General features: G+C 38.6%; 15 protein-coding genes. 5 read left to right on the top strand and 10 right to left on the bottom strand.

Annotated features, from left to right (window positions below; genetic code table 11):
• Window positions 1–92: 92 nt before the first annotated feature.
• On the top strand, window positions 93–953 hold the full coding sequence (locus AB1H92_RS03590) for an S-adenosyl-l-methionine hydroxide adenosyltransferase family protein (protein WP_115362371.1): 861 nt from the start codon (window positions 93–95) through the stop codon (window positions 951–953).
• Between the two features lie 63 nt (window positions 954–1,016).
• Here AB1H92_RS03590 and AB1H92_RS03585 read toward each other — a convergent pair whose 3' ends face one another.
• Window positions 1,017–1,382, bottom strand: a complete 366-nt coding sequence (locus AB1H92_RS03585) for a YkvA family protein (protein ID WP_115362373.1) — start codon at window positions 1,380–1,382, stop codon at window positions 1,017–1,019.
• A gap of 157 nt (window positions 1,383–1,539) precedes the next feature.
• On the opposite strand from AB1H92_RS03585, the gene AB1H92_RS03580 reads away from it, so the two are divergent.
• Window positions 1,540–2,151: a DUF3298 and DUF4163 domain-containing protein gene (locus AB1H92_RS03580; protein ID WP_115362375.1), complete on the top strand. Its 612-nt coding sequence runs from the start codon at window positions 1,540–1,542 to the stop codon at window positions 2,149–2,151.
• 3 nt (window positions 2,152–2,154) lie between these two features.
• Here AB1H92_RS03580 and AB1H92_RS03575 read toward each other — a convergent pair whose 3' ends face one another.
• Window positions 2,155–2,865, bottom strand: a complete 711-nt coding sequence (locus tag AB1H92_RS03575; protein ID WP_115362378.1) for an NAD-dependent deacylase — start codon at window positions 2,863–2,865, stop codon at window positions 2,155–2,157.
• 424 nt (window positions 2,866–3,289) lie between these two features.
• Between AB1H92_RS03575 and AB1H92_RS03570 the strand changes: the two genes are divergently transcribed.
• Window positions 3,290–3,712 (top strand): dual specificity protein phosphatase family protein, encoded by a 423-nt coding sequence (locus AB1H92_RS03570; protein WP_115362380.1) that lies wholly within the window; start codon window positions 3,290–3,292, stop codon window positions 3,710–3,712.
• An 84-nt stretch (window positions 3,713–3,796) separates the two neighbouring features.
• On the opposite strand, the gene AB1H92_RS03565 is transcribed toward AB1H92_RS03570, so the two are convergent.
• Window positions 3,797–4,975 carry an MFS transporter gene (locus tag AB1H92_RS03565; RefSeq protein ID WP_115364135.1) on the bottom strand — a complete coding sequence of 393 codons (1,179 nt, stop codon included), beginning with the start codon at window positions 4,973–4,975 and terminating at the stop codon, window positions 3,797–3,799.
• Between the two features lie 215 nt (window positions 4,976–5,190).
• Entirely contained in the window at window positions 5,191–6,399 is a 1,209-nt protein-coding gene (locus AB1H92_RS03560) for an MFS transporter (protein ID WP_115362382.1), read from the bottom strand.
• Window positions 6,400–6,555: 156 nt separating this feature from the next.
• Here AB1H92_RS03560 and AB1H92_RS03555 point away from each other — a divergent pair, with 156 nt between their 5' ends.
• On the top strand, window positions 6,556–7,128 hold the full coding sequence (locus AB1H92_RS03555; protein ID WP_115362384.1) for a nitroreductase: 573 nt from the start codon (window positions 6,556–6,558) through the stop codon (window positions 7,126–7,128).
• Between the two features lie 86 nt (window positions 7,129–7,214).
• Here AB1H92_RS03555 and AB1H92_RS03550 read toward each other — a convergent pair whose 3' ends face one another.
• From AB1H92_RS03550 to AB1H92_RS03530, 5 genes are all read right to left on the bottom strand, one after another.
• Window positions 7,215–7,790 (bottom strand): histidine phosphatase family protein, encoded by a 576-nt coding sequence (locus tag AB1H92_RS03550; protein ID WP_166739466.1) that lies wholly within the window; start codon window positions 7,788–7,790, stop codon window positions 7,215–7,217.
• A gap of 12 nt (window positions 7,791–7,802) precedes the next feature.
• Window positions 7,803–8,432 (bottom strand): YitT family protein, encoded by a 630-nt coding sequence (locus AB1H92_RS03545; protein WP_115362387.1) that lies wholly within the window; start codon window positions 8,430–8,432, stop codon window positions 7,803–7,805.
• A gap of 295 nt (window positions 8,433–8,727) precedes the next feature.
• Window positions 8,728–9,876, bottom strand: coding sequence for an acyl-CoA dehydrogenase family protein (locus AB1H92_RS03540; RefSeq protein ID WP_115362389.1), 1,149 nt, complete (start codon window positions 9,874–9,876; stop codon window positions 8,728–8,730).
• Window positions 9,877–9,972: 96 nt separating this feature from the next.
• Entirely contained in the window at window positions 9,973–11,121 is a 1,149-nt protein-coding gene (locus tag AB1H92_RS03535) for a thiolase family protein (RefSeq protein ID WP_115362391.1), read from the bottom strand.
• A gap of 25 nt (window positions 11,122–11,146) precedes the next feature.
• On the bottom strand, window positions 11,147–12,691 hold the full coding sequence (locus AB1H92_RS03530; RefSeq protein ID WP_115362393.1) for a class I adenylate-forming enzyme family protein: 1,545 nt from the start codon (window positions 12,689–12,691) through the stop codon (window positions 11,147–11,149).
• 113 nt (window positions 12,692–12,804) lie between these two features.
• Here AB1H92_RS03530 and AB1H92_RS03525 point away from each other — a divergent pair.
• A protein-coding gene (locus tag AB1H92_RS03525; protein WP_370475002.1) for an IS3 family transposase occupies window positions 12,805–13,946 on the top strand; the annotation gives its coding sequence in 2 pieces (ribosomal slippage) (window positions 12,805–13,078 and window positions 13,078–13,946; 1,143 coding nt in all).
• Window positions 13,947–14,008: 62 nt separating this feature from the next.
• Here the strand turns inward: AB1H92_RS03525 and AB1H92_RS03520 are convergent.
• On the bottom strand, window positions 14,009–15,325 hold the full coding sequence (locus AB1H92_RS03520) for an NAD-dependent malic enzyme (RefSeq protein ID WP_115360199.1): 1,317 nt from the start codon (window positions 15,323–15,325) through the stop codon (window positions 14,009–14,011).
• Between the last annotated feature and the right edge of the window lie 93 nt (window positions 15,326–15,418).

The raw sequence follows: 15,418 nt of genomic DNA, 5'->3' as shown, positions 1-15,418 counted from the left end.
AGGTTGATTTGGGCGGGTTTTTTTATTCCATTTTTACTGTACATAGCTTGTTCATCGGTACTTTAGTAAATAACGATTAGGAGTGTTAGTCAATGACAAAAGGATTACTAGTTTTTCAATCGGATTTCGGGAATAGTGATGGTGCAGTCAGTGCCATGCATGGTGTTGCAAACTCAGTGAAATTAGGGATTCCAATTTTTGAAGTTACACATCAAATTCCTCAATATAATCTATGGGAAGCTTCTTATCGTCTTCTTCAAGCAATCGGTTATTGGCCAGAAGAAACTGTTTTCGTTTCAATTGTAGATCCTGGGGTTGGATCGGATCGTCGTGCGGTCGTTGCAAAAACCGTTAACAATCATTATATCGTTACACCTGATAACGGAACGTTAACGCATGTCAACGCATCCATTGGCATTACAGAAATTCGAGAAATTGACGAATCTATTAACCGCCTTCCGAATTCTGGAGAATCACATACTTTCCATGGTCGTGATATTTTTGCTTATACAGCAGCACGCCTTGCAGCAGATGTGATTCAATTTGAAGAAGTAGGGCCATCATTCAATACGGATGAGATTATTTCATTGCCGCTTAAAAATGCTACGATCGAAAATGAAATTATTTCGGGGAACATCGATATTATAGATCGACCATTCGGGAACTTATGGACGAATATCAGTCGTGAACTATTCAGGAAAATCGCAAAACAACATGGAGATTCATTTGAAGTTACTATTATTACGGACGGGAGAACGATTTACAATAATATTATGACCTATGGCCGTTCGTTTGCAGATTTGCATATTGGGGAACCGCTTGTTTATGTAAATTCATTAGACAATATCGGAATCGCCATTAACCAAGGTTCTTTCGCAGATGCTTATCGAATTGGGACAGGAACAAATTGGGAAGTTTTCATTCGCAAAGCACCACGTATTATATACGAATGATGTTTTCCATACAAAAAAGTAGAAGGTAGTTGATACTTCCCTTCTACTTTTATTAATTAAAAATCAACTATCCGAGGTTTCTCCAAAAATCGTAGTTAATTTTTCTTTCGCTTGATTTTTTATAGAATCATCAATATGAGAAAACACCTTATACACAGCTGCCGCAATGACGGCACTATCATCAGCAAGTCCTACAACGGGGATAAAGTCGGGGATGACGTCTACTGGAAATATTAAATAACTAAGCGCGCCGACAATAATCATTTTCGAAGACTTAGGTACTGATGGACTTTTCGCAGTATAATATAAAAGTAAGCTGTAATAAACTGTTTTCTCCCCTATTCGTTTTCCAAATTTCATTAATTTATCCCAAAACTGTTCATCTGTTGCCTGATCTTCTTTATGTTTAATCCACGAATCCTTTTTCATCGTATAACTCACTCCAATTTCTTATCAATAGCACTTTTCACTTTCCTAACATTTGATTATCCAACATAATTAAAAGACGACTTGAGATTCCATTCGTGCACCTATTCATTCGCCTAACATAGTATAAGGTGATACTTAGGTAGAAAGGAAGAGATGTATGGATTTTCCCGTTTCGATCCGCATCGAAAAATTGCCGAATACGCCCCCTCATGTTAATGTCTATTATCCACTTGTCCATAACTTAGAGAATCAACAGGCCCAACATGCAATTAATACAGCCATCGTCACTTTATTAAATAATTTGCTAGTAGAACAAAGTTATTATGCCCCAAATCTTGTGGAACTCATCGCAAATTTTGAAATCAAAAACAATCAAAGAGGGATTTTAAGCTTAAATTTAATCGTCTATTCTTTTACGGGCGGCGCGCATGGGATGACTATCGTAAAATCACTCACTTTTGATACGAAAACCGGTAAACAATACACACTAAAAGAACTGTTTAAATCAAATAGCGATTATGTAAAGAAATTATCCACGATCATAGACAAAGATATAAAAAAATGGCAGGTCGATTTATTAGAACCTTTTAAAAGCATCCGACCTGACCAAGATTTCTATATCGCAGATACTTCACTTGTTGTGTATTTTCAATTATATGAAATTACTCCTTATTATTGGGGATTCCCATACTTCCCAATCCCAATACTAGATGTACAAGATATTATCCAACCAAATGCACCATTAGATACAATGATGTCATTCACATAACCTTTACAGACGACGATCAACATCAGCTAATAATTGACCAATTTTTTTATCGTTTATCACAAGGTCTGCATGATGATCAAAATGAGTCGGTTCTAGATTCACAATCACTAATTTCGCGCCTGAATCTTTTGCAATTAATGGAAATTGGTTGGCAGGGGTTACAGTTAAAGATGACCCTAGTACGATAAACAAATCAGCTTTTTCACTTTCTTCGGCAGCTTTCATAAAAGGACCTTCTGGCAATGCTTCACCAAATAAAACGACGGAAGGTCTTAGCTTGCCACCGCAATCACAGTAAAAATCTTCCTTTTCATACATTGAACTATCATATTCTTTTTTACACGTTTGACAATGTACTTTTTGCAATGTTCCATGTAATTCCAGTACATTTTCTGATCCTGACTCTGTATGAAAGCCATCCACATTTTGAGTAATCACTGATTGGATTGTTCCATTTTTCTCCCATTTAGATAAAATGTCATAGCCAGCATGCGGTAGACAATCTTTAACGCCTATCACCCGCTGTCTGTAAAATTGAAAGAACTTCTCAACGTCTCGATTTAAAGCTTCTGTACTTGCAACACGAGCCGGATCTTCTTGTTCCCAAAGCCCTTTTTTGGCTGAACGAAAATCTGGTAAACCACTTTCCGTAGACATCCCTGCACCAGAATAAATAACCGTGTACGTTGATTCCTTCAATAAATTTGCTAACAATCTTATCCCTACTTTCTTAATTAGTAAAGAAATATCCTTTTTTTAACAAATGGTGCTTGTACCCTCACTATATTTCCTGGGAAATACAGTTTTTTCTCTGTCAATTGGTTTAATACAAGCGCCCTTTACCATATTCCTTTTTATGGAAACGATGCATCGACTGACTAATAAAATGTCCTTACATTCTATTTTAACAAAATCATACTGGAAATTCTTCCCCTAGCATTTACCTTCGATCATTGTAGTAGTCAATTGACCTCCATCTAAATCTGTAACAACTAATTTCCCTACTCTTTCCATCGAATAAATGTTACGATATATTCAACATAACTGTTTATTCTAAAACTAAACTGCTTACAACTACCCGAATTGAAAGTGTATGCGGTGGAGAAAAAAAGATAATACATAGTGGAGGTTTGAATTATTGACTAACAATAAGTACGAGGAACTTGTACCTGGAAGAATTTTCATAGGCGGCATTGAAGCTATCGATGATCTTTTACAAGATGAAAAAGTAGACGTAATATACGATTTACGCGCAGAAGTAAAAGGACCACTAGCAAGCGGCATAAGCGTTCATACACCAATTGTGGATGAAGCCGAGAATCAGGATGAATCTATTAAAGCAGCAGTTAAATCTGTGATGGATGCATACGAATCAGGACAAAATGTATACTTCCATTGCAATACGGGCCGCGGACGTGCAGGTACAGTTGCAGCAGCAACACTGCTTGAATTAAACCTCGCCCAATCCGTAGAAGAGGCCGAACAAAAAGCAACCGATATCCGTTCCCAAATTAAAATACGTCCACAATTTAAGGATGCTTTAAAACGTATTTATGAATAAAACACAAAAACGCTAAGTTCAGTTCAATGGAATCTTAGCGTTTTTGGCATCTAAAAAGATGAAATAACATATTAACTGAGACCTTTAGGATTGGTTGTTTGCTCTTCGATTCTTTTGTAGCCGAAAAAATAAAAAGTAAAGAAAAACTACAAAAACCAGAAGCGATGCCGATAAGTACATACTTTTATATCCAAAATAAATTGCAACAAGCCCCAATACGTATGAACCAACTGCAATGCCACCATCAAAAAATGTGAAGAATGTAGCGGTTGCATAACCGCTTCTTTTATGGCTAGTCGCTTGAACAGCTAGCGTTTGTAGACTCGGTACCAATGAGCCGTAGCCAAATCCAATTAATCCGCCTGAGATTAAAAACTGAATTGGCCCTGTCATATAACCTAATAAAAAAAGTCCAACAATAAATGAAATAAAACCGGGAATCAATACATACTGTGGACCTTTTTCGTCAAATAACTTACCTGTAAACGGACGAGTGACTAACATGACCACTGCAAAAACCATAAAAAACGTACTTGCTAACGGAAGAACATTCTTTTCCTGTGCATAAATTGATAAAAAAGCCAATACACTTGCATAAGAAAAGGCGATAAAAAGACCTATAAGTGCGACAGGTATCGCACCTTTCTCAAACAAATCCCCGACTGTAATGGTAAGCTTTACTTTACTATGTTGCGGATTCGTATCAGGCTGTACGGCAAGCGAGAACACACCACCTATTAGCATAAGCACACTTAAAATAATAAACAATATATCAAATGAATACGACTGAATAATTGATAAGGCTATGAGTGGACCTAGAACAACTGCTAAATTGGTTGACATATTAAAGTACCCAAGCCCTGCTCCTCTTCTAGTCATTGGAACAATATCTGCTGCAATAGCTACGGCGGCTGTCGTAATGACACTAAACCAAATCCCCTGTACAAAACGTAATGCCAATAAAACTCCAAATGGTTGCACAAAATAATAAAGTATCGTACAAACGAAATAAAATACCAAACTTATCCATAACATTTTCCGCTTTCCAACAACCTCTAATACTTTCCCAGTAAATGGACGAACGAAAATCGCAGATAATAAGAAACTACTCATCAGTAGCCCTGCATCTTCATCCGTCCGATTTAACACGCCTGTTGCATAGAGCGGTAATGCAGCAACAAGCCCGTAAAAAACGATAAATACGGCGATATTTGTTATAAATAAACTTAGAAAAGCTTTTGTCCAAATGCGTTCTTTATTCATCAAACTTCACTAATCCTTCCACATCAAACTTCATGTAACTAATTAAGGGTATCATATTTTTTTGAGTAGCAATGTGAATGATGCTTGAGAATAAATTATAAACTTATGTAAATTCCACTTCGATACTAAAGATGGCTTTTCATTTAAAAACAGGCTACCCAATTAAGGATAGCCTGTTAAAAGTATTTCAGTACAGTTACACTTTTTTGCGAATCTTATGATGCAACTATCTTCTGATCTCGCGGCAGCCATAAACCAACTAACCCAATAATTGGTAGTAGCGATATAACAATCATCGTCTGATAAATGCCGATAGAATCCATCAATATGCCAATGACTACGGAGCCAATTGCGCCCATGCCAAATGCAAGCCCAACCGTGAGACCTGCCATCGTGCCAATCTTACTCGGGACAAGTTCTTGTGCATAAACAACTGTTACCGAGAAACTCAGCATAATAATAAATCCAATCGCACCTAATAATACAATAACCGCCCAAAGGGGCACGTACGGTAATAAAGCACATAGCGGAATAGGTAATGCAATCGAAAGAACAATGACATTTTTCCTGCCAATTTTATCAGCCATTGGACCACCAAAAAACGTCCCTGTCGCTCCTAATGCTAAGAATAAAAAGATACATAATTGCCCTTTAGAAATGGATAACCCGTAAGATTCCATTAAATGAAAGATATAAAAGTTCGTAATACTAATTACGTAGAAGGAACGCGCAAAAATAATTACGAGCAAAAGGCCAAGTGCAACGCCGATTTGCTTTTTCGTTAAATTGCCAATCGATGATAAAAGTACTTTTTTGCGATTATTTTTCTTTTCTTGAATAAGCTGTTCTTTATACCAAGCCGAGATTTTCATTAAGATAAATATTGCCAAAGCCGCTACAAAAATAAAAAAAGCCGCACCTCTTTGTCCGAATGGAACTAATATGTATGCACTAATTAACGGAGCGAGTGCCTGCCCAGAATTACCACCGACTTGATAAATGGATTGCGACAATCCCCTTTTAGAACCGGCAGACATAAAAGATACCCGAGAGCCTTCGGGATGAAAAACAGCTGACCCAAAGCCTAAGCAAATAACAAATACTAAGATCATCCAATACTGCGGGGCAAATGCGAGTCCTGCGATGCCAACCAATGAAAAGGTCATTCCGATGGGCAATGCATAAGGCATCGGCTTGCGATCACTAAAATACCCAACAACAGGTTGCAAAACTGAAGCAACCATATTTAAAGCAAAAGCAATCAGTCCTAATTGCGTAAACGTCAGTCCCATACTATCTTCCAATATTGGAAACATTGCAGGAATAACCGCCTGTAAAGAATCATTTAATAAATGAACACCACCAATTGCAAACATAACTGGGTAGACTGGATTCCCTGTAAATGGTGAACTTTTTGTAGCCATTACAATTATTCACTCTCCTTTTATTTCTCATATCGCACTAGTATAGCCTATTTCCATGTTCTATTGTGTTATTTTGTTTCTAAAATCAGTTTACATGTTTTATTCTGAAATTATCGATATAATAGAATGGATAATTGATAGAAAGAGGTTATTTAATTGAACGTACATGAAGCAATTCAGACTAGAAGAAGTAAAGCGCTGATTGAAGATAAGGCTGTGCCGAAAGAATTAATCGAACAAATTATTGAAGCTGGCACTTATGCGCCAAACCATCATCGTACTGAACCTTGGCGCTTTTTTGTATTAACAGGTGAAGGCCGTAATCAACTGGGAGAAGTTTTTGGCGAGATTATAGCCGAGAGACAAGACGATCCAGATTCAGAAGAAAGTAAGAAAAAAATCGAACGCGTTAAAAACAATCCACTTCGCTCCCCTGTTATGATTGCAGTTGGTGTAGAACCAAGTGATCTAAAAAACGTTATTTTAAAAGAAGAATTTGCTGCGGTAAATGCGGCCGTTCAAAATATGTTATTAACCGCACATGCACTCGGGCTTGGCGCAATTTGGCGTACAGGTTCAATTTGTTATGATCCAAGAGTAACTAAGTTTTTCGGTCTATCTGAACAAGGTGAAATGACAGCATTCATTTATCTAGGCTATTCAGATATGGAGCCAGCACCACTACAAAAAACTGACGCAAAAGAACTGACTACGTGGATTAACAAATAACTTACTAAAACGAACCATCCATCGCAATAGGATGGTTTAATAGAAAAAAGATTGTCCATGTTCAAAATAGGACAATCTTTTTTCACTTATTCTTTATGATGCTTCATACAATTATACACACTACAATGATTGACTTCTTTTAAAGTCACAATACTGATAGATGTATTTTCAGGTTCTTCATCAAATTCATCGTACGGGACTAAGCGTTGAAGCATCTTTTTAATAAAGCTGCCATGAGTAATAACGAGTACATTCTCATTCGGATAGTTTTTCTTAATGGCTTCTATAAAGGAGATACCTCTAGCAATGACATCTATTTCATTTTCAGTTCCCAGTGCTAACGTGCTCCATGATTTCCCCCACTTCTTAATCCGCTCCTCTTCTGTTGTTCCTTCAAATTTGCCTTCATGAATCTCTCGTATGCGACTATCCTCAATGACATGAGTCAATTGTAATTCTGAAGCGATAATAGTTGCAGTCATTTTAGCACGCCTCATAGGGCTTGTATAAATGGCATGCCACTTTTTAAATCCTAGTCGTTTGCTAAGATCTTTAGACATCTGAATGCCCTCTTCACATAATGGAATATCGATACTTCCTTGTATCCTTCCTTCTTTATTCCATTCAGTAATCCCGTGTCGAATAAAACCAATCGTCGTCAATATGTCACGTCCTTAAGAGACATCAAGTTTCGAGTACTTCGAATTACGTGAATATCTCCCTTGTTTCTGTTTTCGTGTTAAGACTATTAAACTTGTTGTTACACCGATTGAAAAGACGGTTATAAATGATAATAGCAAATGTGCAGAATGAATAATAAAACTTCCAACCGTCACAATGACAATATCAAAACAAAAAATCACAATTCCTGAATTGACATTTAATTTCCGGGCTAACATTTGTGCTAATAAATCAGTACCGCCGATACTAATATCTGAACGCAACATGATGCCTGCCCCAATTCCAATCATAATTCCCCCATATGCTGCGCTCATTAGTGGATATGTTACCAATCGTCCTCCTAATATATCAGCAAATACATCGATAATGATAGATGACAATAGCATACCATGAAGGCCATTATAAAAAAATGAACGATAAAAAAACCAAGCTAATATAAAAATCGGAATGCTAATGAGTAAAAATGTAAGCCCCACTTTTACATTCATGACATAGTGAAAAATTAAACTAATGCCTAAAGCCCCACCCTCCAATAATCCAAATGGAACGAGAAATCCATTTATCCCAATCGCGATAAACGTACAGCCAATTAAGATAATAATTCCTTTTTTCAAGAACTCCATTTTAAACACCTATTTCTCCATTTTTTAAACTATATGATTGAACTCCACAATTCTTCACTATTTTAGTAAAAGGGTTGGCTTTCTCAGGGGACCGCCTTTCTCATATGACGAATATGAATGAAAATAGAGGTGTGAATTTTTTTGCACTAAGTTGACTATAGATGACGCTGACTTCAAAACGATCTGTATTACCTCCACGAAAAGATTAATGCCAGATTATGAATAAAAATCCAAAAAGAAACAGCTCATTCTATTGGTTAAATACCAATAAAATAAGCTGTTTACCTTACAGTCATTACAATCCTAAATTCTTCGCAATAATGACTTTCATAATTTCATTTGTGCCCGCATAAATCGAAGCAACTGGAATGTCACGGTACCGTCTCGCAATCTTATATTCTTCCATATAACCATAGCCGCCGTGCAACTGCATACATTCTATTGAAATTTCTCTCGCAGTCTCTGTCAGCCAAGATTTGGCCATGGACACTTTCGTAACAACATCTTTTCCAGCGATATGATCTTCAATCAGCGATTCTAAAAACGTTTTACCAAGTTCAACTTTCGTTGCCATTTCAGCAACTTTGAATTGCGTATTTTGGAAAGCAGAAATTGGTTTGCCAAACGCTCTACGTGACTTAATATAATCGATTGTCGTCTCTAACATATCTTCTGATGCAATTTGAGCTGCGATCGCAACGACTAATCTTTCTTGTTGGAGTTTATCCATCATATACAGGAAACCTTTTCCTTCATCGCCAATTAAATTTTCAACCGGCACTCTGCAGTCTTCAAAATAAAGTTCCGCTGTATCTTGCGCGTGAAGGCCAACTTTATTCAACTTCTGCCCTTTCGTAAAACCTTCTGTACCTTCTTCAATAATTAATAAGCTAACTCCTTTATGTTTCGGGTCCGCTTTAGGATCTGTTTTTACCGCAACAAGAAATACATTTCCATTAATCCCATTTGTAATGAATGTTTTTTGTCCGTTCACAATGTAATGGTCGCCATCCCGAATCGCTGTCGTTTTAATATTGGCAAGGTCAGAGCCGGCACCTGGTTCAGTCATCGCAATGGCTGTAATTGCGTCCCCGGTCACACAATTCGGAAGCCATTTTTTCTTTTGCTCATGCGTTCCATAAGATTCAATATATGGAACTACGATGTCATTATGCAGCCCTACTCCTACTAAGCTCGAGCCGACCCTTTCCAATTCCTCCGAAATGACAACGCCAAAACTGAAATCTAAGCCGAGTCCGCCGTATTGTTCTTCTACTTGCGGACATAGATACCCCATCTCCCCTAACTGTTTCCAAAATGATTTTGGTATTAATCGATTATTTTCCCACTGGTCATAATTAGGCACCGCTTCCTTTTCAAGATACTTCCGTAAAGAGTCACGGAAAATTTGATGTTCTTCCGTTTCAAATCTATATCTAGTCATGCATACACCCCGATTTTCTACCTACTTTTTTATATCAAATCTTGGAACATATCCCCCCTTTTTTATAATTTAGAAAAGGAGGGTGTTAATATTAATTTAAATCCTCTCTATAATCGTCGCATTCGCCATCCCCATACCTTCACAGATTGCGAGAAGCCCGTATTTTCCGCCTGTACGCTCTAAACGATTCATCATCGTAACGAGAAGTTTTGTTCCAGTTGCACCTAACGGGTGACCTAATGCGATAGCACCACCATCTGGATTTAGTTTTTCAGGGTCAGCACCGATGTCATTTAACCAAGCTAATGGAACTTGTGCGAATGCCTCGTTTACTTCATACGTATCAATATCTTCAATTTTTAAACCGGCTTTTTCCAACACGCTTCTCGTTGCCTCAATTGGACCTGTTAACATAAGTGTAGGGTCCGAACCTACAACGCTTCTCGCAACGATACGCGCTTTTGGTTTTAGTCCTAACTCATCTGCTTTTTCACGGGACATTAATAATACTGCCGATGCACCATCACTCATCTGGCTTGCATTTCCTGCTGTAATGACACCATTTTCATCAAATACCGTTTTTAATCCGCCTAATACTTCCGGAGTTGACCCTGCTCGAGGCCCTTCGTCTACTGAGAAGCTCTCTACAGTGCCGTCTTCTCTTTCCACTTGCACCGGAACGATTTCTTTTTCGAAATGACCATTCGAAATTGCAGAGATGGCTCTTTTATGACTTTCGGATGCATACTGATCAAGTTCCTCTCGCGTTAGCTCCCATTTTTTCACCATACGTTCAGAAGATAAACCTTGATTAATAATCTCATATTTCTCAGTTAGTTTTGGACTTGGCTTCACCTCGCCAACATTCGAAAACATTGGCTCCCTCGTCATACTCTCAACGCCTCCGGCAATCACGATATCCATGTCTCCTGAAGCGATTGCTTGTGATGCAAAATGGACCGCTTGTTGACTTGCCCCGCATTGTCTATCGATTGTGACACCCGGCACGTGAATTGGGAAACCAGCAATAAGCGCTGCTGTTCGAGCCACGTTGCCAGCCTGCTCACCTTTTTGAGTGACGCATCCAAGGATAACATCCTCCACATCTTCTTTATTTACGTTCGCACGCTTCACTAATTCATCGAGCACAACTGCCGCCAACTCGTCTGAACGCACATTAGATAGTGCTCCTTTTCTTCGTCCAACTGCCGTTCTAACCCCTTCAATTAATACAACTTCTGTCATTTTAAAATCCCCCATCATTTTATAATTAAGTCCCCTCTAAACCTTGCAATATCTCATTTTGGTAAGTTTCGCGGAGCTGATATTTTAAAATCTTCCCCGATGTATTACGTGGTAGTTGATCAATATAAACAAATTTCCTAGGAATCTTATAACCAGCTAGACGTTCTCTACAAAACGTAATTATTTCATCTTCATTTACCGTCTCGCCTTCTTTTAATACAAGGACTGCGCCGACAGCTTCTCCCCATCTTTCATCTGGAAATCCGATTGTTGCGGCTTCTAAAATTTTGGGATGGCTGTTCAGTACTTGTTCGACTTCAACTGAATATACATTTTCCCCGCCGGAAATAATCATATCCTTCTTCCGGTCAACAATCGTGATATATCCTTCAGCGTCAATCGTTGCGAGGTCCCCCGTGAACAACCAGCCGCCTTTTAATGCTTGGCTCGTTTCTTCAGGCTTTTTATAGTACTCTTTCATGACTGTTCCACCTCTAATGATGAACTCCCCAGTCTCTCCACTTTGTACGTCCTCCATATTGTCATTTACAACTCGGACGTTCGTTAAAAACATCGCTTTACCGCCAGCACCTAATTTTGTCTTATGTTCATCTGGATATAAGATGACGCCACCTGGTCCAGCTTCAGTTAAGCCGCATAAATTGTAAAATTGATCTGTACCAAATAATTCGATTGCTTGATCGATTAATCCCGGTGCCATTGGGGCTGCCCCGTACAAGCACTTCTGAACAGTAGACAAATTATATTTTTCCCTTTCAGGCACTTGCAACAATGCGTTGTACATCGCTGGCACACCAAAGAAGTAAGTAATCTTGTATTCCTCAATTGCTTTCAATACTTCAACTGGATTAAAATCTCGATGAATAATATTTGTCGTGCCAACCATGATTCCTGTTAGGAAAAACAAATTTAATTGAGCTGAATGAAATAACGGCGCAAGATGAATTAATCGGTCATGCTGATTAATTTCAGTACCCATAATAAATGCCGTGTTTACATTCACAATACGCTGATGATCAAAAAGTGCACCTTTCGGTTGTCCAGTTGTACCTGAAGTATATAAAATTTCAGCATCGTCAGTAGCTACTACTTCTACAGGTGGTTCTTGTACATTGTTGCTTCTCACTTCATCCCAGTTAAGGTTTTCTGACTCGCTAGCCTGTGGGTGAACAATTGTGTGCTTTACATCCGTTTCATTTTTAGACGCTTCTGAAATAATTTCTTCATATTCTGCATCACAAATGACCGCGATACAATCGGATTGAGCCAAAATATAACTTGTCTCAGTGGCGGTCAACCTAAAATTGACCGGAACAATAACCAGTCCAGCCTTTGCAAGTGCATAAAAGGTGATAATGAAATGATCGGAGTTTTTCATAAACATACCAACTTTATCGCCTTTTTTATACCCCAACTGCAAGAATCCATTAGCCATCCGATTCACTTCATCGTTTAATTCCTTGTACGTATAACTTCTTCCTTCACAAATGACTGCAATTTTATCCGGATGACGATTTGCATTTAATGTTAGTGATGTGCTGAGGTTCATACTAAAACACTCCTTGTAGTTTGCACTGACTTAAGAAAATGAGACAAATAAAAGCACCTTTCGTTGAAAAACGGGTATACCATACCTAAATACAACGTGGAGGTGCTTTTTGTATGGGAACAAGAGTGAGTTATCCTTATGAGGTGAAAATGAAGGCGATTGAAATGCGTTTAGCAGGAGTACCAGTAAAACAAGTATTAGAAGAGCTGAACATCAAAAATCATTCACAGTTAAAAGTTTGGATGAAATGGTATCGAGAGGGCGAAATTCACCGACTTTATCAACCAGTTGGCAAGCAATATAGTTTTGGAAAGGGACCAGAATATGGGTCAAACGAACAACGTTTAGCAGCCGAAAATCGTTATTTGAAGCAACAAATCGAAGTTTTAAAAAAGTACAAAGAGTTGGAGAGGAAGTGGTTGGACAAGCATTTGTAGAACTGGTTGAAGAACTTAAAGATAAGATGCCAATTAAGGAAATTTGTATACACATGGGAGTCGCTCGATCAACTTATTATCGTTGGAAAAAAGAGAGTAGAAAAGAAAATAGTAAGGCAAAGCGTGATGAAGAGATTGGAAAGCTATGCACGGAACATAAATTCAGATATGGATACAGAAAAATCGCTGCATTAATGCCTGGAATCAGCGAGAGAACCGTCCAGAAAGTGATGCAAAAATATGGTTGGTCATGTCGTGTTAAGGTGAAAAAACGTAAGGTTACAGGTCAGCCTGCTTATGTAGCGGATAATATACTACATCGGGATTTTCACGCCACAGCACCTTTACAGAAATTAGTGACTGACATTACTTACTTGCCTTTTGGACAATCGATGTTATATCTTTCAAGTATTATGGATTTATACAATGGAGAAATTATTGCTTATACGATTGATGGTAAACAGAATTTATCATGTGTTTTAGACACACTTAATCAACTTGATTCACTACCAGAAGATATTATATTACATAGTGATCAAGGAGCTGTTTATACTTCTTATGAGTATCAAAAACAGATAAAAGAAAAAGGAATTACCATGAGCATGTCCCGCAAAGGCACGCCTGTTGATAATTCCCCAATCGAAGCGTTTCATTCCACCCTAAAGTCTGAAACGTTCTATCTCGACGACATACATAGCACAACCAATGCCTGTGTTATTCAAATCGTCGAAGATTACATTAACTATTATAACAATATCCGAATTCAAACGAAACTAAACAACCAATCGCCGGTAGATTACCGACAATTGGTTGCCTAAAAAGGTGTTTTCTTTGTGTCTCATAAACGGTCCCCAGTGCCATGTCATCGTAGCTTTTTGATTTATCTACTTTCTAAGGCGGCCCGTTCTACTGCCGCTGCAACATTTTCATGGACAGATGGATCTAGCGGATGTGGCACGAGATCTCCTGATTTCGTACTATCAACAATCGCAAGGGCAGCTGCAATTAGCATAGGATATGTAATTTCCTTCGCTTGTGCATTGAGTGCACCGCGAAAAATTCCTGGAAAACCAAGGATGTTATTCACGAGTCGACCGTCTGCAGCAAATGCAGCGCCCGCTTTTAAAGCAACTGCTGGTTCAATTTCTGCATTGGGGTTTGAAAGAGCTAAAATCACTTGTCCTTTTCGCACCATTTCAGGCTTAATCAATCCAGCTACCCCAGTAGTTGCAACGATAATATCACATGTCTCCATAAGTTCTTCCAATGACTTTGCTGTCGTACCTCCGTGTTCCACAAGCCGTTGGCAAGCAGCTTCATCTCTGTCAATGCCAAGTACCCCCTTCACACCAAAGGCCATGAGCATTCGGCTAATCGCTAATCCTGCTGCCCCTAAACCTATTTGGCCAACGACTGAGTCCGATAATTTAACACCGGCTTGTCTACAGGCAGAAATGATAGATGCGAGCGTGACAACCGCTGTTCCATGTTGGTCATCATGCATGACTGGGATTGGCAGTTCTTTTTTCAATCGATCTTCAACTTCAAAACAGTGAGGAGATCCGATATCTTCCAATAAAATGCCACCGAAACCTTGATAAATATTTTTCACCGTTTCAACAATTTCATCTGGATCCGTCGTGCTTAATAAAATGGGTACACCGCTAATGTTTGCGAACTGATCAAATAATACGGACTTTCCTTCCATCACAGGCATTCCAGCAACAGGCCCAATATCACCAAGGCCTAAAATAGCCGTTCCATCTGTTACAATCGCAACTGAATTGGAGATACCAGTGAAATAATTCGCTTGTTCGGGATCTTTTTTAATCCGCTCACATACGTTCGCGACCCCCGGCGTATAGACTCGACGCAAATCGCCTAGAGAACGAATTTCCATACGACTCTTCATATGAACCTTTCCACCCTCGTGTGCTTGCAATACATCGTCTGTCACGGCATGGACAGAAATGCCATCTCCTATGTGATTGATCGCCTCCACGATAGAAAGTAGATGATCTTCATCCTTACAATGAATTGAAACATCACGGATTGTAGACACTGTTCCAATTTTTATTGTTTGAATGTCGCCAATATCACCTTCAAGTGAGCCGATCGCTAAAGCAACTTTAGCAAAATTACCGGGCGAAGAAGGCGTTTCGATGATAAGATTACGCATGAATTCCGCTGATTCCATTTTAATAACCCCCTATGAAAACGCTATTATTTATAGTTTACACTCCATATTGTCAACCGTAAATTAAAGCGCATTTCAGAATATTAGAAACCG

Origin of the sequence: Sporosarcina pasteurii, assembly GCF_041295575.1 — a bacterium.
GTDB lineage: Bacteria > Bacillota > Bacilli > Bacillales_A > Planococcaceae > Sporosarcina > Sporosarcina pasteurii.
This window is presented reverse-complemented; position numbering and strand designations above follow the sequence as displayed.

Coding starts and splice junctions, on each gene's coding strand:
- AB1H92_RS03590 (WP_115362371.1), top strand. CDS start 93: ATGACAAAAGGATTACTAGTTTTTCAATCGGATTTCGGGAATAGTGAT.
- AB1H92_RS03585 (WP_115362373.1), bottom strand. CDS start 1,382: ATGAAAAAGGATTCGTGGATTAAACATAAAGAAGATCAGGCAACAGAT.
- AB1H92_RS03580 (WP_115362375.1), top strand. CDS start 1,540: ATGGATTTTCCCGTTTCGATCCGCATCGAAAAATTGCCGAATACGCCC.
- AB1H92_RS03565 (WP_115364135.1), bottom strand. CDS start 4,975: ATGAATAAAGAACGCATTTGGACAAAAGCTTTTCTAAGTTTATTTATA.
- AB1H92_RS03560 (WP_115362382.1), bottom strand. CDS start 6,399: ATGGCTACAAAAAGTTCACCATTTACAGGGAATCCAGTCTACCCAGTT.
- AB1H92_RS03545 (WP_115362387.1), bottom strand. CDS start 8,432: ATGGAGTTCTTGAAAAAAGGAATTATTATCTTAATTGGCTGTACGTTT.
- AB1H92_RS03540 (WP_115362389.1), bottom strand. CDS start 9,876: ATGACTAGATATAGATTTGAAACGGAAGAACATCAAATTTTCCGTGAC.
- AB1H92_RS03535 (WP_115362391.1), bottom strand. CDS start 11,121: ATGACAGAAGTTGTATTAATTGAAGGGGTTAGAACGGCAGTTGGACGA.
- AB1H92_RS03530 (WP_115362393.1), bottom strand. CDS start 12,691: ATGAACCTCAGCACATCACTAACATTAAATGCAAATCGTCATCCGGAT.
- AB1H92_RS03520 (WP_115360199.1), bottom strand. CDS start 15,325: ATGGAATCAGCGGAATTCATGCGTAATCTTATCATCGAAACGCCTTCT.